General features: G+C 67.3%; 27 protein-coding genes. 22 read left to right on the top strand and 5 right to left on the bottom strand.

The features are described 5' to 3' along the window. Positions 1 to 9: 9 nt before the first annotated feature. Together AC56LR_RS09370 and AC56LR_RS09375 are read right to left on the bottom strand one after the other, a co-directional pair. On the bottom strand, positions 10 to 408 hold the full coding sequence (locus AC56LR_RS09370; RefSeq protein ID WP_497129747.1) for a TraR/DksA family transcriptional regulator: 399 nt from the start codon (positions 406 to 408) through the stop codon (positions 10 to 12). Positions 409 to 514: 106 nt separating this feature from the next. After that, positions 515 to 970, bottom strand: coding sequence for a hypothetical protein (locus AC56LR_RS09375; protein ID WP_497129748.1), 456 nt, complete (start codon positions 968 to 970; stop codon positions 515 to 517). A 204-nt stretch (positions 971 to 1,174) separates the two neighbouring features. Here AC56LR_RS09375 and AC56LR_RS09380 point away from each other — a divergent pair, with 204 nt between their 5' ends. From AC56LR_RS09380 to AC56LR_RS09390, 3 genes are all read left to right on the top strand, one after another. After that, positions 1,175 to 3,007, top strand: a complete 1,833-nt coding sequence (locus AC56LR_RS09380; protein WP_497129750.1) for a DUF885 domain-containing protein — start codon at positions 1,175 to 1,177, stop codon at positions 3,005 to 3,007. 90 nt (positions 3,008 to 3,097) lie between these two features. Beyond that, positions 3,098 to 3,526, top strand: a complete 429-nt coding sequence (locus tag AC56LR_RS09385) for a VOC family protein (RefSeq protein WP_497129751.1) — start codon at positions 3,098 to 3,100, stop codon at positions 3,524 to 3,526. 43 nt (positions 3,527 to 3,569) lie between these two features. Further along, entirely contained in the window at positions 3,570 to 4,403 is an 834-nt protein-coding gene (locus AC56LR_RS09390; protein WP_497129753.1) for a metallophosphoesterase, read from the top strand. A gap of 86 nt (positions 4,404 to 4,489) precedes the next feature. Here AC56LR_RS09390 and AC56LR_RS09395 read toward each other — a convergent pair whose 3' ends face one another. Then, on the bottom strand, positions 4,490 to 6,064 hold the full coding sequence (locus AC56LR_RS09395) for a hypothetical protein (RefSeq protein WP_497129754.1): 1,575 nt from the start codon (positions 6,062 to 6,064) through the stop codon (positions 4,490 to 4,492). Between the two features lie 289 nt (positions 6,065 to 6,353). Here AC56LR_RS09395 and AC56LR_RS09400 point away from each other — a divergent pair, with 289 nt between their 5' ends. The 17 genes from AC56LR_RS09400 (at position 6,354) to pncB (ending at position 22,411) form a co-directional block, all read left to right on the top strand. Further along, positions 6,354 to 7,820 (top strand): cytochrome ubiquinol oxidase subunit I, encoded by a 1,467-nt coding sequence (locus AC56LR_RS09400; protein WP_497129756.1) that lies wholly within the window; start codon positions 6,354 to 6,356, stop codon positions 7,818 to 7,820. Positions 7,821 to 7,822: 2 nt separating this feature from the next. Further along, positions 7,823 to 8,842: a cytochrome d ubiquinol oxidase subunit II gene (cydB, locus tag AC56LR_RS09405; RefSeq protein WP_497129758.1), complete on the top strand. Its 1,020-nt coding sequence runs from the start codon at positions 7,823 to 7,825 to the stop codon at positions 8,840 to 8,842. Continuing rightward, positions 8,842 to 8,985, top strand: coding sequence for a DUF2474 domain-containing protein (locus AC56LR_RS09410; RefSeq protein ID WP_497129759.1), 144 nt, complete (start codon positions 8,842 to 8,844; stop codon positions 8,983 to 8,985). Before cydB ends, AC56LR_RS09410 begins: the two co-directional genes overlap by 1 nt. 110 nt (positions 8,986 to 9,095) lie before the next feature. Next, positions 9,096 to 9,788, top strand: a complete 693-nt coding sequence (locus AC56LR_RS09415; protein ID WP_497129761.1) for a TorD/DmsD family molecular chaperone — start codon at positions 9,096 to 9,098, stop codon at positions 9,786 to 9,788. A gap of 19 nt (positions 9,789 to 9,807) precedes the next feature. Next, positions 9,808 to 10,068: a formate dehydrogenase gene (locus AC56LR_RS09420; RefSeq protein ID WP_497129763.1), complete on the top strand. Its 261-nt coding sequence runs from the start codon at positions 9,808 to 9,810 to the stop codon at positions 10,066 to 10,068. Between the two features lie 40 nt (positions 10,069 to 10,108). After that, positions 10,109 to 12,931: a formate dehydrogenase subunit alpha gene (locus tag AC56LR_RS09425; protein WP_497129764.1), complete on the top strand. Its 2,823-nt coding sequence runs from the start codon at positions 10,109 to 10,111 to the stop codon at positions 12,929 to 12,931. A gap of 51 nt (positions 12,932 to 12,982) precedes the next feature. After that, a complete protein-coding gene (gene fdh3B / locus AC56LR_RS09430) occupies positions 12,983 to 13,666 on the top strand; it encodes a formate dehydrogenase FDH3 subunit beta (RefSeq protein WP_497129766.1) in 684 nt (227 codons plus the stop codon). Beyond that, positions 13,663 to 13,893 (top strand): hypothetical protein, encoded by a 231-nt coding sequence (locus AC56LR_RS09435; RefSeq protein ID WP_497129767.1) that lies wholly within the window; start codon positions 13,663 to 13,665, stop codon positions 13,891 to 13,893. Before fdh3B ends, AC56LR_RS09435 begins: the two co-directional genes overlap by 4 nt. 9 nt (positions 13,894 to 13,902) lie before the next feature. Next, positions 13,903 to 15,018 carry a formate dehydrogenase subunit gamma gene (locus tag AC56LR_RS09440; RefSeq protein WP_497129769.1) on the top strand — a complete coding sequence of 372 codons (1,116 nt, stop codon included), beginning with the start codon at positions 13,903 to 13,905 and terminating at the stop codon, positions 15,016 to 15,018. An 8-nt stretch (positions 15,019 to 15,026) separates the two neighbouring features. Then, complete coding sequence (locus AC56LR_RS09445) at positions 15,027 to 15,479, top strand: hypothetical protein (RefSeq protein WP_497129771.1); 453 nt, start codon at positions 15,027 to 15,029, stop codon at positions 15,477 to 15,479. Then, positions 15,479 to 16,039 (top strand): hypothetical protein, encoded by a 561-nt coding sequence (locus AC56LR_RS09450; RefSeq protein ID WP_497129773.1) that lies wholly within the window; start codon positions 15,479 to 15,481, stop codon positions 16,037 to 16,039. Before AC56LR_RS09445 ends, AC56LR_RS09450 begins: the two co-directional genes overlap by 1 nt. A gap of 2 nt (positions 16,040 to 16,041) precedes the next feature. Continuing rightward, positions 16,042 to 16,476, top strand: a complete 435-nt coding sequence (locus AC56LR_RS09455) for a DUF3305 domain-containing protein (RefSeq protein WP_497129774.1) — start codon at positions 16,042 to 16,044, stop codon at positions 16,474 to 16,476. Between the two features lie 12 nt (positions 16,477 to 16,488). Further along, positions 16,489 to 17,004: a DUF3306 domain-containing protein gene (locus tag AC56LR_RS09460; protein ID WP_497129776.1), complete on the top strand. Its 516-nt coding sequence runs from the start codon at positions 16,489 to 16,491 to the stop codon at positions 17,002 to 17,004. Then, the gene (locus tag AC56LR_RS09465) at positions 17,001 to 18,668 is read left to right on the top strand and encodes a 4Fe-4S binding protein (RefSeq protein ID WP_497129778.1); all 1,668 of its coding nucleotides are present in this window, start codon (positions 17,001 to 17,003) and stop codon (positions 18,666 to 18,668) included. Before AC56LR_RS09460 ends, AC56LR_RS09465 begins: the two co-directional genes overlap by 4 nt. Before the next feature lie 306 nt (positions 18,669 to 18,974). Further along, the gene (locus tag AC56LR_RS09470) at positions 18,975 to 20,660 is read left to right on the top strand and encodes an AMP-binding protein (RefSeq protein ID WP_497129780.1); all 1,686 of its coding nucleotides are present in this window, start codon (positions 18,975 to 18,977) and stop codon (positions 20,658 to 20,660) included. A 42-nt stretch (positions 20,661 to 20,702) separates the two neighbouring features. Then, on the top strand, positions 20,703 to 21,203 hold the full coding sequence (locus tag AC56LR_RS09475) for an SET domain-containing protein (protein ID WP_497129781.1): 501 nt from the start codon (positions 20,703 to 20,705) through the stop codon (positions 21,201 to 21,203). Positions 21,204 to 21,211: 8 nt separating this feature from the next. After that, complete coding sequence (gene pncB, locus AC56LR_RS09480) at positions 21,212 to 22,411, top strand: nicotinate phosphoribosyltransferase (protein ID WP_497129992.1); 1,200 nt, start codon at positions 21,212 to 21,214, stop codon at positions 22,409 to 22,411. On the opposite strand, the gene AC56LR_RS09485 is transcribed toward pncB, so the two are convergent. Further along, positions 22,408 to 22,572, bottom strand: coding sequence for a hypothetical protein (locus AC56LR_RS09485; RefSeq protein ID WP_497129782.1), 165 nt, complete (start codon positions 22,570 to 22,572; stop codon positions 22,408 to 22,410). The genes pncB and AC56LR_RS09485 overlap by 4 nt on opposite strands. Positions 22,573 to 22,834: 262 nt before the next feature. Here AC56LR_RS09485 and AC56LR_RS09490 point away from each other — a divergent pair, with 262 nt between their 5' ends. Together AC56LR_RS09490 and AC56LR_RS09495 are read left to right on the top strand one after the other, a co-directional pair. Further along, a complete protein-coding gene (locus AC56LR_RS09490) occupies positions 22,835 to 23,584 on the top strand; it encodes a GAF domain-containing protein (RefSeq protein WP_497129784.1) in 750 nt (249 codons plus the stop codon). A gap of 87 nt (positions 23,585 to 23,671) precedes the next feature. Further along, the gene (locus AC56LR_RS09495; RefSeq protein WP_497129786.1) at positions 23,672 to 24,130 is read left to right on the top strand and encodes a DUF4019 domain-containing protein; all 459 of its coding nucleotides are present in this window, start codon (positions 23,672 to 23,674) and stop codon (positions 24,128 to 24,130) included. Position 24,131: 1 nt separating this feature from the next. Here AC56LR_RS09495 and AC56LR_RS09500 read toward each other — a convergent pair whose 3' ends face one another. Beyond that, positions 24,132 to 25,322, bottom strand: coding sequence for a DNA topoisomerase IB (locus tag AC56LR_RS09500; RefSeq protein ID WP_497129994.1), 1,191 nt, complete (start codon positions 25,320 to 25,322; stop codon positions 24,132 to 24,134). Positions 25,323 to 25,393 lie beyond the last annotated feature (71 nt).

Raw genomic sequence — 25,393 nt, forward strand, 5'->3', positions numbered from 1 at the left:
CCGGGGCGCCTACATCGACGGGCCGCGGCCGGTGTGCTGGTCTTTCTCGAGCTGTTCCTGGCAGGCGATGCACAGGCGCACGGTAGGCGTGGCCAGCAGACGCGCCTCCGGGATGTCGCAGCCGCAGGATTCGCAGATGCCTGCCCCGCCCGATTCGAGCTTGCCGATGGCGACGTCGATCTCGTGCAGCAGCGCCGATTCGTGGTCGGCCAGGTGTTGCTCGTTATGGCTGAGCATCTCGGACTGGGGCGCGTCATCGGACTGGCCCTGGTGGGCCAGCGGGCCGATGGCCGGCGCTTCGTCGTCCGCCGAACCGGTGCGCGCGCGCAGCGACTTCAGCAGGTCTTCGCGCGCCTGGTGCAGGCGCTGGCTCAATTGTTCGGATACCGAATGCGATAGAGGCGGCATTAGCTTGCTCCCGTTCGACGATGGAAGATAGGTCAGGTGTGTCGAATCGAGTCTAAACGATAACGCCCTGAGTGCGCGCACGGCCCGGGCCTTGCCGGCCCCGGGGCTAGGGCGAGACGGCGGCCAGCACCACGATGTTGAGCAGCAGGAAGGCGGCCACCGCCGCCAGGCCGGTCACCAGGGCCAGGCCCCAGGTGCGGCGCGCATAAGCTTCGCCATGGTGCAGCGCCACGTGTTTCACTTGTGCATGGGCCGACATGCAGTACCAGACGGCCAGCAGCGCCAGGCTCACCGAGGACGGGATGCTGAAATCCGAGCCGATCGCGGTAGCGATCGCCACCACGACCAGGTTCACCAGGCTGACCACGCAGATGGCGACCACCCAGGCCTGGGCTTGCCTGGCCTTTTCCGGGTAGCCGAGCCGCTCCCAGTTGCGCGCGTGCAGCCAGGCGCCGAAGGCGGGCGTGAGCAGCAGGCTCCAGAGCGCCGCGGCCATCGGGTTCCACAGGGCGATGGCGTCGTCGCCGGCGGCTGCGGCGGTCTTGCTGGCGGTGGTGTCCATCGGTCTCTCCGGTAGTTGCGATATGGAAAGATCTTAGGCCAGGCCGCGGGGGCGGCCTTGATGCCCGGCAGCCAACGGCCAGCGCCGGCGCAACAGCCCTGTACGTACTACGTGCGCATTGTTGAACTGCTCTTTTCCATGTTAGATTCCCCGGCGGAAAAGCACGGCAAGAATCCACGATCAACGACAAGGAAGAGACAAACGATGCCATCCCCAAGCCAGCGCAGCCTGCGCGCCCTCATCGGCGCCCTGTTCATCCCCGCCGCGATCGCCGTGGCCAGCCTGCCGACTGTGGCGCTCGCGGCGCCTGCTGCGAAGGCGGCCGCCGCCAAGCCGAACAAGGCCTTCGATACGTGGGCCGACAAGTTCGCCGAGGACTGGGTACGCCTGAATCCCCAGGGCGCAACGGCCACGCAATACTTCAGCGGCGCCGAACAGGCCAAACTGGACCGCGAGCTGACGCCGCTGACCAAAGCGCAGCGCCAGAAGACGCTGGCGCACGCCAAAGCGGGCCTGGCGCGCCTGGACAAATGGATGGCCGGCCCGCTCGACGAGAACCAGCGCGTATCAGCCGCCGTCATGCGCTGGTCGCTGCAGAACGTGGTGGCCAACGAGCCCTTCGAGGACCATTCCTTCATCTTCTCGCAGTTCAGCGGCGTGCAGGTCGGCCTGGTCAACTTCATGACCACCACCCACCCGCTGCGCAACGCGCAGGACGTCGACAGCTATCTGGCGCGCCTGGAGCAGGTCGGCTCCCGCATGGACGAAGCGCTGGCGCGTGCGCGCGATGCCGCTGCCCGCTCCCTGATTCCGCCGCGCTTCATCCTCGAGCGCGCCCAGTACCAGGTCGACACCTTCCTCAAGCCTGCCGCTGCCGACAATGTGCTGGTCACCTCGCTGGCGCAGCGCACCGAGAAGATGGAAGGCTTGAGCGTCGATGCGCGCAAGGCCGCACTGGCGCGCGCCGCCCAGATCGTGGAAGCGCGCATCCGCCCGGCCTACAAGCGCGTGCAGGACTTCATGCTCGAGATCCACCCGCGCACCGGCGACGTGGCCGGCATCTCGCGCCTGCCCAACGGCGCCGCGGCCTATGCGCGCGCGGTCGAGAACTTCACCAGCACCAGGCTGACGCCGAACGAGATCCACGAGATCGGCCTGCGCGAAGTGGCGCGCATCGAAGGCGAGATGGACCGCCATTTGCGCTCGCTCGGCCTGACGCAAGGGAACATCGAAGAGCGCATGAAGCAGCTCGATGCGCGCTTCCAGCCGAAGGGCGAGGGCGACCCGCGCCCGGCGATTCTGGCCAGCTATGTCGAGATGGTGAAGGACGCCGAACGCAGGAGCGCCCCGCTGTTCAACCTCAAGCCGCGCGCACCGGTCGACGTGCGCCGCGAGCCGCCGCTGACCGAACCGTCGGCCGCCGCGCACTACTCGATGCCGGCGCCGGACGGCACCCGTCCCGGCATCTTCTGGGTGCCGATGCGCGGCCCGACCTTCGACATGATCCGCATGCGCAGCCTGTCCTACCACGAGGCGGTGCCGGGCCATCACTTCCAGCTGGCGATCCAGCAGGAGCTGACCGGCATCCCGAAATTCCGCAGCCAGCGCATCTTCAGCGGCGGCAGCGCCCATGCCGAGGGCTGGGCGCTGTACACCGAGCGCCTGGCGGTGGAGCAGGGCTGGTACGAAGGCGACGTGCCGGGCCTGCTGGGCGCGCTCGGCTCGGAACTGTTCCGCGCACGCCGCCTGGTGGTCGACACCGGCCTGCACTCGAAGGGCTGGACCCGCCAGCAAGGCATCGACTACGGCATCGGCGCCCAGGAAGTCGAGCGCTACGTGGCCTGGCCGGGCCAGGCCAACGCCTACATGATCGGCATGCTGCGCATCGTCGAGCTGCGCGAAAAGGCCAAGAAGGAACTGGGCAGCAAGTTCTCGCTGCCGGGCTTCCATGACATGGTGCTGGGTGCGGGCTCGGTGCCGCTGGACGTGCTGGGCGAACTGGTGGACAGCTGGATTGCTCGCCAGAAGAAGGCCTGAGCTGCTCCCGTCCCGGCGTGCGGATGTCTACCGCCGCCGGGTGCGTCCAGGTGCAGTCTTTCTCATGATCGTCTTCTCCAGGAGAGTAGGATGGAAACAATGAAATTGCATCGCGGGCGCCTGATCGACCACGTCCAGCTGGTGGTGCGCGACTTGGCCGCTTCCCAGGCCTTCTACAAGGCGGTGTTCGCGGTCCTGGCGGTGCCGCTGGGCGGGGCCGGCGACGGCTGGTTCTGGTACGACGAACTGTTCGTTTCCAGCGTCGACAGCGAGGCGGCCATGGGCGTGACCACCGGCCGCCACCACCTGGCCTTCCAGGCCCGCGACCGCAAGATGGTCGACGCCTTTTATCACGCTGCCCTGGCTGCCGGCGCCAAGGACAACGGCGGTCCCGGCGAGCGCCCCTACCATCCGGGCTATTACGCCGCCTTCGTGCTCGACCCCGACGGCAACAACATCGAAGCCGTCTTCCACGGCGACGCCAGACGCAGCGCGCCGTCGGTGGTGATCAGTTTCTGAAGCGGGCCGGAGAGCAGGCGAAAGCGGCTATACTGCGCCGACCATGCGCATCCAGCTTTTCTCCGACCTGCACCTCGAACGCTATCCGGCCTTTGCGCCGTTGATTTCCCCCGACACCGACGTCGTCGTCCTGGCCGGCGACATCGGCTCCTACCAGGCCGGCTCGCGCCTTTCCACCAGCGAGTTCGGGCTGGAGCGCTTCTCGCCGCTGCGGGCAGGCGCCATGCCGGCGCGGGTGCTCTATATCCCCGGCAACCACGAGTTCGACGGACTCGAGTTCGACGAGGCCTACGCCCGCCTGCGCGCCACCTGCGAGCAGCTCGGTATCGAATGGCTGGACCGCGAGACCATCACGATCGGGCAGGTGCGCTTCATCGGCACGACCCTGTGGAGCGACTTCGACGCGCTGGCGCTGCAGGAGCAGGAGCTCACCAAACAGTTGCAGCGCCGCGAGAAGGCCTTCCGCGCCGCGAACTACTACCTGGCGAAGAACACCACGCTGAAAGACGGCGCGCAAGTGCTGGCCGAAGGCATCCGCGCGATGTCGCTCGATTGCCAGGACTGGCTGCGCGGCGCGCTTGGCGTGCCTTTCGAGGGCGTCACGGTGGCGGTCACCCATTTCGCGCCCAGCCTGCAAAGCGCCGACCCGCGCTATGGCCTGACGCCAGGCACGGCCGGCTTTTGCAATGCGCTCGACGCGCTGTTCCCGCTGGCCGACGTCTGGATGCACGGACACCTGCATTGCGCCAACGATTACGTGGTGGCGGGCGAGGAGGGCGGCCGGCCCTGGTCCTGCCGCGTGGTGGCCAATCCGCTGGGCTACCTGAGCAAGGGCGAGCAGGACGCCTTCCGCCCCGAACTGATCATCGAACTCTAGGCCGCGCGCGCGGGCAGGACAGCACCCAGGCCGCCGGAGCCTAACGCCGGCGGCCTGGGTGCTAGGGTGATGCTGGTACCCGGATCTTAGCCCACCGACTTCATCCGGTAATACTCCTTCTGGCCCCGGGCGCGCACGGTACGCGACAGCTTGGCCGCCTCGACCGCCGCCTGCTTCACGAACGCAAAGGCGTCCGGCGCGTTCGCCAGGCCGTCGATCACCTGCTCGGCATCCGCGCGCCCGGCCAAGGCCAGGCCGAAGGTGGCCGAGACCGCCAGTTCGGCCGCCAGTTCCTCGATCGTCGGCGCGGCAAGCGTCAGGGCGGCCGCCTCCTGCGCCGCCTTGTAGGCCTGGGGCGCGGCCAGGGCCTTGGCCGTCTCGGTGCCGGTCGCGACCAGGGTCAGGAAGTCGAGTGCGGCCCGGCTGCCGCAGCGGTTGGCCAGGTCGCCCAGGTGGATCAGGGCGGCATTCTTGGCATTGAAGGCGGCGCGGCCGGCCCAGGGGCTGTGCACGAAATCGACCAGGGGCTTGACGGCCAGTTCGCTGCCGATGAAGCAGAGCGTGGTGACGAGCTCCGGCAGGAATTGCTCATGCTGCTCGGGCTCGTTGGCCAGCCATTCGAGCAGCAGCTTCGCGTCGGACTCGCCGTATTGCGTGGCGACCGCGTAGGGAATCCCTTCGACCCAGTGGCGCGAGACGAAGTCGCGGACATCCTTCGGCGCCTGGATCCCTTCGCCATCGCAATTGCATGCCGGCATGACGGCGCCGGTGATGGTGACGGGGCCGGCCAGGTAGCGCTCGGACTCCATGCCGTTGATCACGTTGTGGTCCGGGCCGATGCTCGGGTACATGATTGCCCGCGGGTCGTCGGTGCGGTGGCCGATGCCGGCGTTATGCCCATATTCGTGCACCCAGAGGATGCCTTCCATGCTCGGGGTGAAGCGCACCGCCATGACGTTCACCGTCGGGCTGCCGAGCGGGGCGCAGCCGATGATCGACCCGCCGGGGCCGCCGCACCAGCGGATGGCCTGGACGATCTTGACGCCCGTGCCCGCATTGAGCAGGTCGATCAGCTGGGCTTCGGTCTGGATGGTCCCGGCGATATGTGGAGGCAGCACCTGTACCGGTCCGTTGCGCACGAACTGGACCCGGGTCGCCACGTCCGCGGCCGAATCCGGGCTCTGCAGCGTGCTGCCCATGTCGGCCAGGATGCGGTCGGCGTCGGCTTCGTCCAGGGCCACGCTGCTGTGGCGCTGCACGACCACCTGCACCGTCCGCGCCGTGGTGTCCTCCGGGTTGACCACCAGGTAGTCGACATAAATCGGAATGTCGGCCTCCCACTCGATGTTGACCCAGATGTCCACGCCCCGGGTGCGCGGCGCCACGTTGTGCACGGTGTAGCGGGCCGCCCCGATGAACTTGCCGGCGTCCGGCCCGCCCGCGACCCCTTCGCCGATGGCCACGAACACCTGCGAGCGGGGATTCACGTCCGGCCAGTCGAGCAGGAGCAGCCATTCGCCGCGCCGCGCGCCCCAGTCGTGGCGGTAGGTAAAGCCGGTGCCGTTCAGTGCCGGCGCCAGCGCGCTTGTGGCAACCTCGGCCTTGGCCGTCCTCTGCTGCGCCGGCGCCTTCAGGGTTTCGTTACGATCATCTTCCGACATGCCTGTTCTCCTTGCACGCTCGCAGCGTGGTGGTGTGGGGGGGTGTGGTGTCGAGCTCGCTTGTAGCCACACAAATATAGACAAGGCCCGGCATGCCGGAAGAAGCATTCGACGGCGGCCTGACCTGCCTCAGTACCCGCCCGTTTCCGGCGGCCGGGAACAGTTCTGGCGCCGAAGCACACGGCTGGCGTATCAAAAAAACATCGGGCAAGCGTGCGCGCCGGCCTGGCATGCTAGATTCGGACACACCCGACGAGTAGCACCGGCATGACCCAACCGAGGAGCCTGCATGTTCGGTATGTCCGCTTTGGATCTGGCGCGCATCCAGTTTGCGTTCACGATGTCCTTCCACATCCTGTTTCCGGCAATCACCATCGGGCTGGCCAGTTACCTTGCCGTACTCGAGCTGTGCTGGCTGCGCACGGCGCGCCAGGTCTACGTCGACCTCTATCATTACTGGCTCAAGATCTTCGCCGTCACCTTCGGCATGGGGGTGGTGTCGGGCATCGTGATGGCCTACCAGATCGGCACCAACTGGAGCTATTTATCCGAATTCGCCGGCAGCATCATGGGGCCGCTGCTGGCCTATGAAGTGCTGACCGCCTTCTTCCTCGAAGCCGGTTTCCTCGGCGTCATGCTGTTCGGCTGGACCCGGGTCGGCCCCGGCCTGCATTTCGCCGCCACCTGCGCGGTGGCGGTCGGGACCCTGATCTCGGCCACCTGGATCCTGGGCGCCAACAGCTGGATGCAGACCCCGCAGGGCTATGCCATCGAAGGCGGGCGCATGGTGCCCGTCGACTGGCTGGCGATCGTCTTCAACCCGTCCTTCCCCTACCGGCTGGTGCACATGGTGCTGGCCGCCTACCTGTGCACCGCGCTGGTCGTCGGCGCGTCCGGCGCCTGGCATTTGCTCAAGGGACGGGACAACCCGGCGGTGCGCAAGATGCTGTCGATGGCCATGTGGATGATCCTCGGCGTGGCCCCGGTCCAGGCCGTGGTGGGCGACTTCCATGGCCTCAACACCCTGAAGCACCAGCCGGCCAAGCTGGCGGCGATGGAAGGGCACTGGCAGAACGCACCGGGCGAGGCGGTGCCGTTGCTGCTGTTCGGCGTGCCCGACATGGAGCAGGAGCGCACGAAGTACGCGCTGGGCATCCCGCATGTGGGCAGCCTGATCCTCACCCACAGCTGGGCCGGGCAGATCCCCGGCCTGAAGGAGTTCCCGCGCGAGCAGCGGCCCAATTCGCTCATCGTGTTCTGGAGCTTTCGCATCATGGTCGGCCTGGGCGTGCTGATGATCCTGCTCGGGGCCTGGAGCCTGTGGCTGCGGCGGCGCGGGCGAATCTGGAGCAAGCGATCCTTCCTGCGCTTCGCCCTGTGGATGGGCCCGGCCGGGCTGGTCGCCATCCTGGCCGGCTGGACCACCACCGAGGTGGGGCGCCAGCCCTGGGTCGTGTACGGGGTGCTGCGCACCGCCGACGCGGTCTCGCCGCACGGCGTGGGGCCGCTGGCACTCACCCTGGCGCTGTTCGTCGTCACCTATTTCTTCGTGTTCGGCACCGGCACCACCTATGTGCTGCGCATGATCCGCAAGGGCCCGCAGCGCTTCGAGCTGCAGCGCCCCACCGAGGGCGGCCCGGGCGAAGAGCGCACGCCGATGCGGCCGATGTCGGCGGCGGACGTCGGCAACGACGACGACGCAGGTCCGGACGGCCCGCACCGGCCGCACGACGATGCGACCGTGAAGGGGAGCTAGGCATGGGCATCGACACCTCCATCATCTGGGCCGTCATCATCTTCTTCGCGGTCTTCATGTACGTGCTGCTGGACGGCTTCGACCTGGGCATCGGCATGCTGTTCCCGTTCACGCCGCACAAGCGCGACCGCGACACCATGATGAATACCGTGGCGCCGGTCTGGGACGGCAACGAGACCTGGCTGGTGCTGGGCGGGGAAGGGCTGCTGGCGGCCTTCCCGGTGGCCTATTCGATCATCCTCTCGGGCCTCTACCTGCCGCTGGTCTTCATGCTCATCGGCCTGGTGTTCCGCGGCGTGGCCTTCGAATTCCGCTTCAAGGCCAAGGAACACGAGCGCCACCTGTGGGACAAGGCCTTCATCGGCGGCTCGGTGGTGGCCTCCTTTTTCCAGGGCGTCTCGCTGGGCGCCTTCCTGGACGGCATCGCGGTCTCCGGCCGCAGCTATGCCGGTGGGCCGCTCGACTGGATCGCTCCCTTCCCGCTGCTGGCCGGCTTCGGCGTGATGATCGCCTACACCTTGCTGGGTGCGACCTGGCTGATCATGAAGACCGAGGGCGAGCTGCATGCGCGCATGGTGCAGGTGGCGCGCCCGCTGGCGCTGGCGCTGCTGGCCGCCATCGTCGTGGTCAGCATCTGGACGCCGGTGCGCGACCCGGCCGTGGCCGAGCGCTGGTTCACCTTCCCCAACCTGGTGTTCCTGGCGCCGGTGCCGGTGCTGGTGCTGGTCTCCATCGCCTTGTTGCTGCGCTCGCTCGCCGGGAAGGACGCCCACCAGCCGCACCGGCTGCCCTTCGTCGCCGCGCTGGCCCTGATCTTCCTCGGCTACAGCGGCATGGCGATCAGCATCTGGCCGCACATCGTGCCGCCCGCGATCTCGATCTGGGAAGCGGCGTCGCCGCCCGCCAGCCAGGGCTTCGCGCTGGTGGGCACGCTGTTCATCCTGCCGGTCATCCTGATGTACACGGTCTGGTCGTACTGGGTCTTCCGCGGCAAGGTCAAGGCCAATGCGGGCTACCACTGATGGACGGGCCGCGCAAGGTCGCCCGGCGCGAATGGATGCGGCGGCTCGGCTGGATGGCGGCGCTCTGGGCGGGCGGGGTAACGGCGCTGGCGGCGGTGGCCTACGTCATCCGCGTGCTCATGCATGCGCTGGGCATGCGTTGAGGGTGGACCGGCAGCGGGCCGGGAGCGGGGCCTGCCGGTCAACCGTGCGCGGCCTGTCGCAGGGGAGGACTACACTTCCCGTAACGCTTTGCTAACAGGAGAGCAGCACCGTGTCCCATCCCGACGCGCCGTCCATCGACCGTCCCGCTGCCCCCATGGCGTCCGCTACCGCGTTCACCGCAATCTCGCTGCCGCTGTCCGGCGAGGACCAGGCGCGCGCCGACCTGTACGCATTGCTGGCGCGCCTGCTGCTGAGGGCGCCCGACGGCGCGCTGCTCGACGCCCTGGCCGGCGCCGACCCTGTTCTGGCAGAAGGCGGCGACCCGGCACTCGAGCAAGCCTGGGAACAGCTCACGGCCGCCTCCAGCGTCATGGACCCGGCCGCCGTGGCTGACGAATTCGACGCCCTCTTCATCAGCATCGGCACGCCCCCGGTCAATCCCTACGGTTCGCGCTACCTGTCCGGCTTCATGAACGACACCCCGCTGGCCGAACTGCGCACCGACCTCGCGCGCTATGGCGTGCAGCGCGTGCGCGGCGTGGGCGAGTTCGAAGACCACCTGGGATCGCTGTGCGAGACCATGCGCGTGCTGGTGGCCGGCGCGCCGGGCATCGCGCGCCAGCCGGTGGCGCGCCAGCAGCAGTTTTTCGAGGCCCACATCGCGCCCTGGTATGCGCGCTGCGTGGCCGACATCGCCGCCGCCGAAGGCGCCAATTACTACCGGCTGGTCGCGCGCCTGGCCGGGGCCTTTCTCGACATCGAAGCCGAAGCCTTCGCGGTCGGGGAAGCCGTCGCAGATTAACCACTACGAGGCAAGACCCATGAAACAGCAATCGTCAGGGCAGGAACCGGCGCCCACCGCACCGGAAGCCAAGCCCGGCGCCGCAGCCGGGGCGCCGGACCCTGCGCGCCGCAGCTTCCTGAGGGCCGCGCCGCTGGGCGCGCTGGCCGTGGTCGCCGGCGGCACGGGCGCCGCCGAGGTCCCGGCCGCGGCCCCGGTTGCACGCGAGCCGGAAGCCAAGCGCGGCTACCACGAAACCGAACACATCCGTCGTTACTACCAGACCGCCGCCTATTGGTGAGCAGGCCTGGGCACATCCCGAGCGCAACCGGAGAGCCAGCATGTCCCTTGTGAAGACCACCCGCGATAGCGGACTGAAACGGCGCCGCTTCCTGGTCGGGGCCGGCGTAGCGGCCGGCGCCGGCGCACTGGCGCGCCAGTTGCCGCTGAACGTCATCGAACCGGCAGCGGCAGCCGACCCGGTGGCGGGCGCCAAGGTGCCCACTGAAATCAAGCGCACCATCTGCAGCCACTGCTCAGTGGGCTGCTCGGTCGATGCCGTCGTGGCCAACGGCGTCTGGGTGCGCCAGGAAGCCGCCTTCGATTCGCCCATCAACATGGGCGCCCACTGTGCCAAGGGCGCCTCGGTGCGCGAGCACGGCTTCGGCGAGCACCGCCTGCGCTATCCCATGAAGCTGGTCGGCGGCAAGTACGTGCGCATCTCCTGGGACCAGGCGGTGAATGAAATCGGCGACAAGCTGCTGCAGCTGCGCCAGCAGGCCGGCCCTGACGCCCTGATGCTGATCGGCAGCTCCAAGCACAACAACGAGCAGGCCTACCTGCTGCGCAAGTGGGCGGCCTTCTGGGGTTCCAACAACTGCGACCACCAGGCCCGCATCTGCCACTCGACCACGGTCGCGGGCGTGGCCCAGACCTTCGGCTACGGGGCGATGACGAATTCGTTCAACGACCTGCACTACAGCAAGGCAGTGATGTTCATCGGCTCCAATCCGGCCGAGGCGCACCCGATCTCGATGCTCCACTTCCTGCACGCGAAAGAGCTCGGCGCCAAGATGATCGTGGTCGACCCGCGCTTCACCCGCACGGCGCGCTTTGCCCATCACTTCGTCCGGGTGCGCCCCGGCACCGACATCCCGCTGGTCTGGGGCATCCTGTGGCACATCTTCAATAACGGCTGGGAAGACAAGGAGTACATCGCCGCCCGCACCTACGGCATGGACGACGTCCGCAAAGAGGTGGCGAAATGGACCCCCGATAAAGTCTCCGACGTCACCGGCGTGCCCGAATCCTCGGTGCGCATGGCGGCCGAGATGCTGGCCAAGAACAAGCCTTCGTCGGTGGTCTGGTGCATGGGCATCACCCAGCACCATGTCGGCACCGCCAATGTGCGCGCGCTGGCCATCCTGCAGCTGGCACTGGGCAATATCGGCGTGCCCGGCGGCGGGGCCAACATCTACCGCGGCCACGACAACGTGCAGGGCGCCACCGACGTCGGCCCGAACGGCGATTCGCTGCCGGGCTATTACGGCATCGCCGAGGGCGCCTGGAAGCATTTCGCCAGCGCCTGGGGCGTCGACTACAACTGGATCATGTCGCGCTTCGGCTCGAAAGAGCTGATGGAAAAGCCCGGCATCACGGTGTCGCGCTGGTTCGACGCGGTCAACGAGCAGAACCAGTTCGTCGACCAGCCGAGCAATTTGCGCGCCGTGTTCTACTGGGGCCACGCCCCCAACAGCCAGACCCGGCTGCCGGACATGAAGGCGGCCATGCAAAAGCTCGACATGCTGGTGGTGGTTGACCCCTACCCGAGCATGACGGCCGCCATGCACGGCCGCACCGATGGCGTCTACCTGCTGCCGGCCGCTTCGCAGTTCGAGACGCAAGGCTCGTGCACGGCCTCGAACCGCTCGATCCAATGGCGCGAGCGCGTCATCGCCCCGCTGTTCGAGTGCAAGACCGACCACGAGATCATGTATTTGCTGGCCAGGAAGCTCGGCTTCCACAACGAGCTGTGCCGCAATATCAAGGTGGTGCAGAACGAGCCGGTCATCGAAGACATCCTGCGCGAGATCAACCGCTCCTGCTGGACCATCGGCTACACCGGCTGCTCGCCGGAGCGCCTCAAGCTCCACATGGAGAACAAGCACACCTTCAACCCCACCACCATGCGCGCCGATGACGGTCCCTGCAAGGGCGACTACTACGGCCTGCCGTGGCCGTGCTGGGGCACGCCGGAAATGAAGCACCCGGGCACGCCTATCCTCTACGACACCAGCAAGTCGGTGGCCGAGGGCGGCCTGCCGTTCCGCGCCAACTGGGGCGTCGAGCACAACGGCGTGTCGCTGCTGGCGGCCGACGGCTCCACCAACAAGGACAGCCAGCTCGACACCGGCTACCCCGAGTTCGACCACGTGTTCCTGAAAAAACTGGGCTGGTGGGCCGAGCTCACCCCGCAAGAACAGGCCCTGGCCGAAGGCAAGAACTGGAAGACCGATTCCTCCGGCGGCATCATCCGGGTCGTCATCTCGCACGGCTGCGCGCCCTTCGGCAATGCGCGGGCGCGCTGCAATGTCTGGAATTTCCCCGACCCGGTGCCGGTCCATCGCGAGCCGCTGGCGTCCCCGCGCCGCGACCTGGTCGCCGCCTATCCGACCTACGACGACAAGGCCAATTTCTGGCGCCTGCCGACGCTCTACAAATCGGTGCAGGCGGTGGACTATTCCAAGGACTTCCCGATGATCATGACCTCGGGCCGCCTGGTCGAATACGAGGGCGGCGGCGAGGAAACCCGCTCCAACCCCTGGCTGGCCGAGCTCCAGCAAAACATGTTCGTCGAGATCAACCCGAAGGATGCGGCGCAGATGAATGCCCGCATCGGCGACTACGTCTGGGTCGAGACGCCCACCGGGGCGCGCATGAAGATGATGGCGATGGTTACCGAGCGGGTGCCGATCGGGCTGGTCTGGATGCCTTTCCACTTCGGCGGCTGGTGGATGGGCGAAGACCTGGAGCGCCACTACCCCGAAGGCGGCGCCCCGACCGTACGCGGCGAGGCCTGCAACACCGGCTGGACCTACGGCTACGACGCCGTGACGATGATGCAGGAAACCAAGGTATCGCTGTGCCGGGTGGTTCGGGCCTAGTGAGCGCATAGGGACCGAAAGAGTCAGACCAAGAGAATTGAGGAGGGTGGCATGGCCGCAAGGATGAAATTTATTTGCGATACCGAGCGTTGCATCGATTGCAATGGCTGCGTGACCGCATGCAAGAACGAAAACGAAACGCCTTGGGGCGTGAACCGGCGCCGCGTGGTGACGATCAACGACGGCATCCCGGGCGAGCGCTCGGTGTCGATCGCCTGCATGCATTGCACCGACGCGCCCTGCATGGCGGTCTGCCCGACCAACTGCATCTACCACACCGAAGACGGCATCGTCCTGCACAGCAAGGACCAGTGCATCGGCTGCGGCTACTGCTCCTATGCCTGTCCCTTCGGCGCGCCGCAATTCCCGGAAACGGGCCTGTTCAACCACCGCGGCAAGATGGACAAGTGCACCTATTGCGCCGGCGGCCCCGAGCCCGACACGTCCGAGGCCGAATTCAAGAAATACGGCCGCAACCGCATCGCCGAGGGCAAGCTGCCGGCCTGCGCCGAGATGTGCGGCACCAAGGCGCTGCTGGCGGGCGAAGCCAACCTGATTGCCGACATCTACCGCCAGCGCGTCGAGACGCGCGGCTACGGCCCCGAGCTGTGGGGCTGGAAAATTGCCTATGGCCGCCCGAAACGCGGCGGCGAGGTGCAGGCCAAGGGCGACCTGCCGCGCCGCAACCAGGTGCCCGGCGACACCCAGAACGGCGGTGGAGGGTTCCCGCAATGAGCCATCCTTCCATGACCCGACTGCGGCTTTGCCTGCTGGCGCTGCCGATCCTGCTGTCCGGCTGCCTCGAAGTCGACCAGCATCCCGAATGGCTGCGCGGCCAGTACGCCGGCAAGCACGACAACCGGCATTTCCAGGTGCGCTTCCATAACGACCGGCTGGCCTGGGCGGCCGCCATCAACAACCGCAACCAGAAGCAGAACGAGTACAACCGGGCCAATCCCTAGGAGCCGACGATGCACGCCAACCCGCTTCGAATCCATGCTTTCCTGGCCAGGCTGTTTTCCCTGCAGGTCTCCTGCGTGCTGCTGGCCCTGGTGGCGACCTTCATGCTGACGCCGGCCTTCGCAGGCGTGCCCAACAAGGACGCCAAGCCCGCCTATGCCGAGGAGCAGACCATGCTCCAGATCGAAGGCGATTCCGTCGTGCGCGAGCCCGGCCTCGCCAACCCGGCCTCGGGGCGGGTGCACATGGACCGCCACTTCCTGGGCCAGTACGGGGCCACCGAAGCGAACGTCATCGTCCAGCGCGGCGGCAATACCTGGCGCCACCTGCGCAACGGGCCGCTCGCCACCATCGCGGGCTTCATCCTGCTGGTCGTGCCTTTCCTGATCTTCGTGTTCTACAAGGCGGTCGGCCCGGCCCGCGAAGAGCCGGGTTCCGGACGCCGCATCCAGCGCTTCACCGCCTGGGAGCGCCATGTGCACTGGGCCACGGCCTATACCTTCATCGCACTGGCCGTCACCGGCATCATCATCATGTACGGCAAGAAGATCATGCTGCCGTGGATGGGGCACGGCCTGTTCTCGTGGGTCGCGATCATCTCGAAATACCTGCACAACTTCGTCGGGCCGCTGTTCATCCTGTGCTCGATCCTGATCTTCATCACCTTCTTGCGCCGTAATTTCTTCAACCGCAACGACTGGCAATGGGTGAAGCAGGGCGGGGGGCTGGTGTCGCACAAGCACGTGCCCGCCGGCTTCTTCAACGCCGGCGAAAAAGCCTGGTTCTGGCTTGGCGTCACGCTGCTGGGCATCCTGATGTCGATCACCGGGCTGGTGCTCGACTTCGTCACCTTCGGCCAGACCCGCTACGTGCTGCAGGTGGCCAACGTCCTGCACGTGGCCGGCGCCGCCCTGTACATCGCCGCCGCCATGGGCCATATCTATATCGGCACCTGGGGCACGCCCGGCGCCTACAAGGCCATGCGCGAAGGCAGCGTGGACGAAGAATGGGCCAGGGCCCACCACGCGCTCTGGTACGAGCAGGTCAAGAACGGGACCGCGCCCGGCGCCCATCCCGACGGCGGCGCTCCCGTGCGTCCAAGGCCACGCCCGGGCCCGGTTCATTGAGGAAGACCATGAAACCATCGACCATCCTGATGCATTGCGCGCTTGCCGTGCTGGTCCTGTCGGCCGGTGGCTGCGACCGTGGCCGCAACCCGAGCGTGGGCGGCATCGCGCAGACCAAATATCCGGGCCAGGTGACAAGCGGCGGCCAGAGTTCCGGGGCCATCATCGCGGCCACCGCCAAGCCGGTAACCGATGCCACCTATGCCGGCGGCACGCCCGGACACGCGGGCGGTGCCGGCGGCACCAGTTCGGGCGCGGAAACGGCCGGCACCGTGCGCGAGACCGGCCAGGGCCCGTCGACCGGCGTGACCGCGCCATCGGGCGCGCAGGCCGGCACCCAGAAGCCTTCCGGCGACAACCGCCCCGCCGCACCCGCGCCCGGCACCGTGCAGTCGACGCCGGCCTCCAACGCGGCGCCCCAGGGGCCGGCCGCGCCGAGCCAGCTGAAAGGCAAGCAATGATGAAACGATTCTCCCTCAAGGCAGGCGCCATCGCCGCGTTCGCGGGCCTGCTCGCCTGCGGTACCCCGGCATGGGCCGGACTGCCCAAGCCGGTCCTGACCCCGGCGCAGCAAGAGGCGGCCGCGCTCAAGAAGGCCGAGGCCGACGCCAAGCTGGCCAGGGATAAAGAAGCCCTGACCGCCTCGATGGATGCGCTCAGCACGCGCTGGCGTTCCCAGGCCCCCTCGAAAGGCTGGCGCGTCAATCCGCCGATCGCCATCGCCGCCGCGCCTGCCGCGGCACCCGGGGCGCCCGCGGGCGTGACGCCACCGTCCGCCGGCATGCCGGCAGCGGCGCCTTCCACGGCGGCGCCCGGCACGGCCGCGGCAGCACCCGCCACGGGCGCCGCGCCGCTCAGCCGCCAGGCGCTGAACGCCGCCAACGTCCCGATCAAGAGCGAGAAACTGGGCAACGTGGCGCCGAGCGAAGACGTCAAGAAGCAGCAGACCCGCTCCGTGCCGCGCGGCGTGGGACCCGCCGTCGAGCGCGACAGTACACCCACCACGGCGAACAAGAAATGAAAATGGATTCGATGCCGATCGCGGTCATCATGCAGCGCCGCGCCATCCAGCACCGCTGGGCCGACGAGGCCTGGGCCGCGGTGGGCGTGGTGCCGGACCGCGGCAACCTGCCGCGCCTGCAGGTGCTCAGCGAAAGCCCGGAGCGCGACTACTACCTGGTGTCGGGTCTCGAGCTCGAACTGTACACCGACGAGAACGACGGCTACTACGAGAACATGGTGGCGCCCGAATCGAAGGTATTCGTGCTGTGGCACATGGAGGAAGGCAAGGCCATTCCGGCGCGCGCCTCGGTCAGCTATGTCGAGGGCACCCGCATGTTCGACTCGGGCGAAGCGGCCGATGGCGTGACCATGCCCGCCGAGATCTATACCTGGGTGGCCGAATACCTGCGCCAGCACTACCAGCCCAAGCCCCGGCGCGGCCGCCAGCACGGATGAGCGGAGCAGACTATGTCCGATGAAGGATTCTTCCGGCGCTGGGCGCGCCTGAAATCGACCGGGCCCGCCGACGACGAGGCCGGGCCGGTGCACGCGCCTGCGCCTCTGCCTTCCGCCGACGCGCAGGCGCCGCGCGCCGCGCTGCCAGTCGGCCCTGCATCCGGTCCGTCCGGCGCAGTGCAGCCGCAGCAGGCACAGGCCCGGCCGCTTCCCACCCTCGAAGATGCTGCCGCCCTCACGCCTGACGCCGACTTTTCGGCTTTCGTGGGCAGGGGCGTCGACAAATCGGTGCAGCGACTGGCCCTGAAAACCCTGTTCGCCGACCCGCATTTCAATCTCATCGACGGGCTCGACGTGTACATGAGCGACTATAACAAGGCGTCGCCGCTGACCCCAGTCATGCTGGCGTCGCTCCAGCATGCACAGGGCCTGGTGGCCCGGCTGCTGGACGACCAGCGCCAGGACGCAGAAGAACAGGCGGCGCTCGATGGCGCAGCGCCGCCGACCACCGAACAAGGGACCGCATGAACATCCGTTTCACCGACACTCCACCCCTCGACCCGGTACAGGACGGGGTTGACGCCCAGGCGCGCAGCGCCGCCATCCTCGCGGCGGACGCCATTCCCGTGTTCGAGGCCTCGGTCACCGTCGACTACCGCTCCAGCGGGCGCACGCTGGTGGTGGGTTCCGCCGCGAACGCGCTGCCCTGGGCCGACCGCCTGGCCGGCATGCTGCCGGTCACGGTGCTCCTGCTCGACAACCACGAGACCATGCCGGTGCGGCCCTATCCGGTACACATCGCGCGCACCGTCGCCGTGGCCGGCTGGCTCGGCTCCTTCGAGGCGCGCTGGCAGGCGCCCGGCAAGCCGGTGGAGCAGGGCCGCTTCGACCTGGTGCTCGATCTCAGCCCCGCCCGCCTGATCCCCAGCCACCAGCGCCCCAACGGCTATTACGCGCCCGGCTACGACGACGCCGCCCGCGCCGAGGCCGTGGAGGCCATGCTGGAGATGGTCGGCGAATTCGAGAAGCCCAAGTATTTCTCGTACAAGGAACGCATCTGCGCCCACGGGCGCAACGGCCAGAAGGGCTGCACCGCCTGCATCGACATCTGCTCGGCCTCCGCGATCGCAAGCGACGGCGACAAGATCAAGGTCAATCCCTACCTGTGCGCCGGCTGCGGCGCCTGTTCGACCGTCTGCCCGACCGGCGCCATCAGCTATGCCTTCCCGCCGGCGGCGCTGACCGGCAAGCGCATCCAGGCGGCCCTGCGTTCCTACCGCGAAGCCGGCGGCCAGGAGCCGGTGCTGCTGCTGCACGACCCCGAGCATGGGGCCGCGCTGCTCGCGCAAATCGGCAATGCGATTCCCGGCCGGGTGATCCCGCTGGCGCTGCAGCACACCGCGTCCACCGGCATCGACGTCTGGTTCGCCGCGATCGCCTATGGCGCCTCCGGTATCTCGGTGCTGATGACGGGCATTGAAGCGCCGCAGTACACCGCCGCGCTGGACCAGCAAATGGAAATCGCCCAGGCCGTGCTCGACGGCCTCGGCTACGACGGCCCACACCTGCAACTGCTGCGCGTCGATGCGCCCGAAGAACTGGCGCTGGCCCTGCGCCACGCCCCGCGCGGCCTGACCCCATCCGAGCCGGCCGTCTTCCACCTGGCCAACGACAAGCGCAACACGCTCGACTACGCGCTCGACCACCTGCACCGCCACGCGCGGGAGCAGCCCGGGCAGGTCGCGCTGCCGCCCGGCGCGCCCTTCGGGGCGATCGAGGTCAAACGCAGCGCCTGCACCCTGTGCATGTCCTGCGTCGGCGCCTGCCCGGCAGGCGCGCTGCAGGACGGGCAGGGCGCACCGCTGTTGCGCTTCATCGAGAAGAACTGCGTCCAGTGCGGCCTGTGCGCCACCACCTGTCCCGAGAATGCCATCACGCTCGCGCCGCGCCTGTCCTTCATGGAGACGCGCAACCAGCCGGTGGTGCTCAACGAAACCCAGCCCTTCCACTGCATCCGCTGCGACAAGCCCTTCGGCACCCTGCAGATGGTCGAGAACATGCTGGGCCGCCTCGGTTCCCACCCCGCCTTCGCCGGCCACCTCGACCGCCTGCGCATGTGCGGCGACTGCCGCGTGATCGACATGATGGAGCCTGAGGGCGAGATGCGGGTGACGACCCTGCGGCGCGATTGACGGGCGCGGCGCATCTCCCCCGGCACGTTGCACCGTGTTATCCCGTAGGGTGGGCAAGTCCCTTGCCCGCGCGTTCAACCAGTGCTCGGGTTGTGACGACGCTTGGTTCATTTGGTCGCGGCGGCGGATTGTCTGATTGAACGCGCGGGCGGCGGATACGCCCCGTAAAATCCCGTTTTCCGGTCGAGCCGCCCAACCTACGAAACGCCTTCCACCGCCCACCCAAACAATGGCAGAATAGCCACGACACCCACGTCGGCACCGCCCATCCGCGCCCGCCACCCGACCCAGCGACCAGGAGACACCATGACGCCAACCCAGCGCTTCGTCCAAGCCCGCGACTTCCTGCAGCAGCACCGGCTCGACTACGAGACCGCCTACCGCGGCTACCAGCCGCCCCAGCTGGAGAACTTCAACTGGGCGCTCGACTTCTTCGACCAGCAGGCAAAAGACAATCACGCGCCCGCGCTATGGGTGGTGGAAGAGGACGGCTCCGAGCGCAAGATCTCGTTTGCCGACATGGCCTCGCGTTCCTGCCAGGTGGCCGAATACCTGCGCCAGTGCGGCGTGCGGCGCGGCGACCGGGTGCTCCTGATGCTGCCGAACCGGGTCGAGCTGTGGGAAATCATGCTGGCCGGGATCAAGCTCGGCGCGGTGCTGGTGCCCACCACGATGCTGGTCTCCGGCGCCGACCTGCAGGACCGCCTCGAGCGCGGCCGCGTCAGGCACGTCGTCGCCCAGGCCTCCGAGGCCTTCAAGTTCGAGACGATGCCGGGCAGTTTCACCCGCATCGCGGTCGGCGGCGCACCAGGCGGCTGGCACGACTATGAGGATAGCCGCGACATCCTCACGGTGTTCGACCCGGAAGGCCACACCCGCGCCACCGATCCGCTGCTGCTGTACTTCACCTCCGGCACCACGGCCAAGCCCAAGCTGGTGCTGCACAGCCACCAGAGTTATCCGGTCGGCCACCTGTCGACCATGTACTGGATCGGCCTGCAGCCCGGCGACGTCCACTGGAATATCTCGTCGCCCGGCTGGGCCAAGCACGCCTGGAGCTGCTTCTTCGCCCCCTGGAATGCCGGCGCCACCATCTTCGTCTACAACTACGAGCGCTTCTCGAGCAAGGCGGCGCTCGATACCATCACCCGCTGCGGCGTGACCTCGCTGTGCGCCCCGCCCACGGTCTGGCGCATGATGATCCAGGAAGACCTGAGCCAGTGGACGCCGCCGCTGCGCGAGCTGGTCGGGGCAGGGGAGCCGCTCAACCCGGAGGTGATCGAACAGGTCGAGAAGGCCTGGGGCATCCGCATCCGCGACGGCTTCGGGCAGTCGGAGAGCACCGCGCAGATCGGCAACGCGCCGGGCCAGCCGATCAAGCCCGGCTCGATGGGCCGGCCGCTGCCGGGCTACAGCGTCACGCTGCTCGACATCGACGACGCCCCGGCGCAGGAAGGCGAAATCTCCTTGAGACTCGACCCGGCCCCGCTGGGCCTGATGATGTGCTACGAGGGCGACGAGGAAAAGACCGCCAATGTCATGCGCGCCGGCCACTACCATACCGGCGACACCGCCACGGTCGACGAAGACGGCTATTATTTTTACGTCGGCCGCAACGACGACGTGTTCAAGTCCTCCGACTACCGCATCAGCCCCTTCGAGCTGGAGAGCGTCCTGATCGAACACGACGACGTGCTGGAGGCGGCCATCGTGCCGAGTCCCGACCCCTTGCGGCTGTCGGTGCCCAAGGCCTTCGTCACCCTGCGCCAGGGCGTCGCCCCGAGCCGCGAGGTCGCCGCCTCGCTGTTCGCCTTCGCCCGCGCGCGGCTCGCCCCCTACAAGCGCATCCGCCGCATCGAGTTCCGCGAGCTGCCGAAAACCATCTCCGGCAAGATCCGCCGCGTCGAGCTGCGCAAGGAAGAAGCCGGCCGCAGCGAGGGCGCGCAGCAGCAGGGCCTCGAATACCGCGAGGAAGACTTCCCCGCGTCATAAAGTGTGCGGCACCGCCGCGAGCAATACCGCCATAATAGAGATATGACAACCACCAAACCCGCCGCCAGGCTTGACCTCCCCTACGAAGTCCGCACCTCCCCCGTCCACGGCAACGGTGTCTTCGCGCTGAAACCCATCGGCGCGGGCGAGCGCATCATCGAATACCGCGGCGAGCGCATCACGTGGGACGAAGCGACCCAGCGCGCCGCGGATGCAGGCGGCCCGATCAACCACACCTTCTATTTCACGCTGGCCGACGGCCGCGTGATCGACGGCGGCAGCCGCGGCAACGCGGCGCGCTGGATCAACCACGCCTGCTCGCCCAACTGCGAAGCCTTCGAGGACGAGGGCCGCGTTTACATCCACGCCATGCGCGACATCGAGCCGGGCGAAGAGCTGAACTACAACTACGCGCTGATCTACGACGAACGTCACACGCCGGCCCTGAAGAAACAGTTTGCCTGCCGCTGCGGCACCCCGGGCTGCACCGGCACCATGCTCGCCCCGAAAAAGCGCGCGAAGAAACCGGCGGCAACTGCGTGATGGAGGCGATGAACCCGGTCGTGCGCAGCCTGTTGGAGACCGACCTGTACAAATTCACGATGTGGCAGGCGCTGTTGCACAGCCACCCGGGCGCCGATGGCGAGTACGAGTTCCGCTGCCGCAACCAGCCGGCCTATCCGCTCGCCGATCTCAAGGATGACGTCGAGCGCGAGCTCGATCATCTCTGCTCGCTGATGTTCACCGAAGCGGAAGTCGACTACCTGCGCGGCCTGCGCTTCATCAAGAGCGATTTCGCCGATTTCCTCACGCTGTTCCGCTTCCAGCGCAAGTTCATCGAGGTCTCGGCCGACGGCCCGCACCTGCGCATCCGCGCCGCCGGTCCGATCGTGCACGTGATGGGTTTCGAGATTTTCGTGCTGTATATCGTGAACGAGCTGTACTTCCGCCGCTTCGAGCGCGAGGCGGCGATTCTGGAGGCGCGCGGGCGGCTGCAGCAGAAGATCGACGAGCTGCGCGCCTTCGGGCAAGAACCGCAACGCGCCACGCCCTTTGAATTCTTCGATTTCGGCGTGCGCCGGCGTTTTTCAGGGGAGTGGCAGGACGAAGTGGTGGCCACCCTCGCGCGCGAGCTGCCCCAGTTCTTCAAGGGCACCTCGAACGTGCACCTGGCGCGCAAATACGGCCTGGTGCCGATCGGGACCATGGCCCACGAATACCTGCAGGCCTACCAGGCCTTTGGCGTGCGCCTGCGCGACTTCCAGAAGGCCGCGCTGGAAGACTGGGTGCAGGAATACCGGGGGGACCTGGGCACGGCGCTGACCGACGTGGTGGGCATGGATGCCTTTTTAGACGACTTCGATCTGTATTTCGCCAAGCTGTTCGACGGCCTGCGCCACGATTCGGGCGACCCGGTGGAGTGGGGCGAGAAGGCGCTGGCGCACTACGCCCGCCTGCGGATCGACGCGCGCACCAAGCGCCTGGTGTTTTCGGACGGCCTGACGGTGTCCAGGGCCCTGGAGCTGTACCGGCATTTCGCCGACCGCACCATGCTGGGCTTCGGCATCGGCACCAAGCTGACCAACGACACGCCTTATCCGGCGCTGAACATCGTCATGAAGCTGGTGCGCTGCAATGGGCAGCCGGTGGCCAAGCTGGCCGACACGGCGGGCAAATCAATGTGTACCGACGAGACGTTTCTGGCCTACCTGCGCCAGGTGTTCAACCACCCGGAGGGCAGCCGCGGCTAATCGAGTTCGGCATTGCGCACCGCGTCGGCGCTGTGCAGGGCGTTTTCGATGCTGTTCACGCGCGACACGGCAAAAGCGGCCAGGATAAGGGTCACCGACAGGATGAGGGCGAAGGCCGGGTACAGCCGCGTCGCAAGGCCGGCGTGCTGGAAGAAGGTCATGAGGGATCCCGTTGAGTAGGCTGGGCTGCTCGACGGTAAGCACTTTGATAAATTCGGCACGGATTCTGTCAGCTCAATTTCTATTTGGCAACTGAATATTTGGAATATTTGTTTAAATTGCGGTGATTTTGAGCAATGTATTTCACAGAAATTAATTTAATTTGACGGAACTGATAATATTTGAGCGCAATATCGATGAATTTCCGTTACCATTGGGAATTTCGGCAGATCGGCTATACTATGCGCACACATAGGATTGCGAATGCCAAGCAAGTTCAACGAAGAAGACCCGATCCTCACCACCAGCGCCGCGGCGCGGATGCTGGGCGTCGCGACCAGCACCGTCCAGCTATGGATGGAAAGCGGCGCCATCGCCTCCTGGAAAACGCCGGGCGGGCACCGCCGCACGCGCCAGAGCACGATCGCAGCCATGCTCGAGCGTGCAGGACCATTGTCGGGCTCCCTGTCCGGCGAATCGGACGCGCCCGTGCCCACCGATCCCGAATTCCTGTCGTCCGGAGACGAAGCCTATCCCATCGGTCCCAACGAAGCGCGCCGCCTGGCGGCGCTCGCGGTCAGCGGCATGATCGACAGCCCGCCGGAAGAACGCTTCAACCGCATCGTGCGCCTGGCGGCCACGGTGACCGCCTCGCCGATCGCGCTGGTCTCGCTGCTGACGGCGCGGCGCCAGTGGTTCAAGGCGCGGGTCGGCCTCGAACCGCAGGAGACGCCGCGCGAGTGGGCCTTTTGTTCGCACGCCATCCTCCAGGATGCGCCCTTCATGGTCGAAGACGCCTCCACCGACGAGCGCTTCCGCGACAACCCGCTGGTGCTGGCCGACCCGCGCATCCGTTTCTATGCGGGCGTGCCGCTGCGCGACCGTTCCGGTTTGCCGATGGGCACCTTGTGTGTGATCGACCGCGAGCCGCGCCGCCTGCGCACGGCCGAACTGCAGGCGCTGTGCGACCTGGCCGACATCGCATCGGGCGAAATGCAGGCCAAGCACTCCTGATCGGTGTGCAGGGCGTGAGAATGCGTGGATAAGGCGCGCGCCTTTCGCGTTATGCTGGCGGCTCCACTTTATCGCCGAGGTCCGCCCATGAAATTCGCCGCCGCCGCCCTGACCCTTGCCGCCACCTTTGCCGCGTTCGCCCTGCCGGCTGCCGCCGCGCAGCCTGGCGCCGCCGCTGCCCCTGCGTCCCTGGATGCCGCCGGCAGCGCCGCGGCCAATGGCGCCGCTCTTGATTTCCTCGCGCTGCTCGACGCCGGCAAGTTCGGCGACTCGTGGAGCCAGGGCGCGGTCCTGATGCGAGGCGCGGTGCCGCAAGACCAGTGGAGCGGCGTGGTCGGCTCGATGCGCAAACCGCTGGGCGAGGTCAGGTCGCGCAAGCTGCTTTCCTCGACCCATACCCGCAGCCTGCCCGGTGGGCCCGACGGCGACTACGTGGTCGTCCAGTACCAGACCGAGTTCGCCAACAAGGCCGGGGCGGTCGAAACCGTCACGCCGATGCGCGAGCCGGACGGCAGCTGGAAAGTGGCGGGCTACTTCCTCAAATAAGCTAAGCGTTCGCGCCGGTCGCGTCCTTCTGGCGCCGCGGCTTTAGCGACTCACGCGTATTCTTCGCCGGCCTGATCTTGCGCTCGCATACTCGTTTCTGCTCTTCTTCCTGCTCGTGGCGCAGGCGCTGCTGCAGCATGGCCAGCACCGCCGCTTCCTCGGGCTGCAGCGCGTGCAGGTCTTCCTGCAGCTGCCGCTCGGTGCGTTCGCGCAGCACTTCGAGCACGGTGCCTTCCAGGTAGGAATCGAGCACCGCCGGGTGCACATAGCACTTGCGGCAGATCGAGGGCGTATTGCCGAGCTTTTCGGAAACCGACTCGATCGCCCGCACGATGTTCTTCTTCGCCTGGGTTTCGGAATCGAATTTCTCGAATTCCTGCAAGGCCAGCGCCGCCAGCACGGTGCCCGACCAGGTGCGGAAATCCTTGGCCGTGTATTCCTCGCCGGTGATGGCGCGCAGGTAGTCGTTGACCTCGCTCGAATCGATGCTGCGGGTCTCGCCCTCGTCGTCCACGTACTGGAACAGTTCCTGGCCGGGCAGGTCGCGCGCGCGCGCGATGATGCGGGCCAGGCGGCGGTCCTGCACCTTCACCTTGTGATAGACGCCGCTTTTTCCCCGGAACTTGAATTCGACGGCGCTGCCTTCCACGCTGACGTGGCGGTTGCGCAGCGTGGTCAGGCCGAAGGATTTGTTGGTGCGGGCATATTCTTCGTTCCCGACCCGCATCATGGTCGCTTCCAGCAGGTAGACGATGGTGGCCAGCACCTTCTCGCGCGGCAGGCCGGGAAGGCCGAGTGCGCGGTCGACTTCCTTGCGGATGCCTGGGAGCGCATTGCCGAAGTTGAGCATGCGCTCGTACTTCACCTCGTCGCGTACGGCGCGCCATTTCGGGTGGTAGCGGTATTGCTTGCGGCCCTTGGCGTCGCGCCCGGTGGCCTGCAGGTGGCCGTTGGCCTGGGGGCAGATCCAGACGTCCGTCCAGGCCGGGGGAATCACCAGCGACTTGATGCGCGAAAGCGTGGCCTCGTCGTCGACGGACTCGCCCGCGCTGTCGAGGTAGCGAAAACCTTCGCCCGCCTGTTCGCGCCGGATGCCGGGGCGGTCGTCCAGGACGTAGCGCAGTCCGGCCGCCTTGGCGGCGGTGGGCGGGTCGCTGAGCGGGTTATCGGCGGTGGCGCGGTCTTCGAGCATGGCGGGGCTTTTTCGCATGGGGTCGCCCCGATCCTACGCCGAACGGAGCAGTCGCTCCGTTAGCGAACACA

It is taken from the genome of Telluria sp. ZT3P39 (assembly GCF_059685935.1).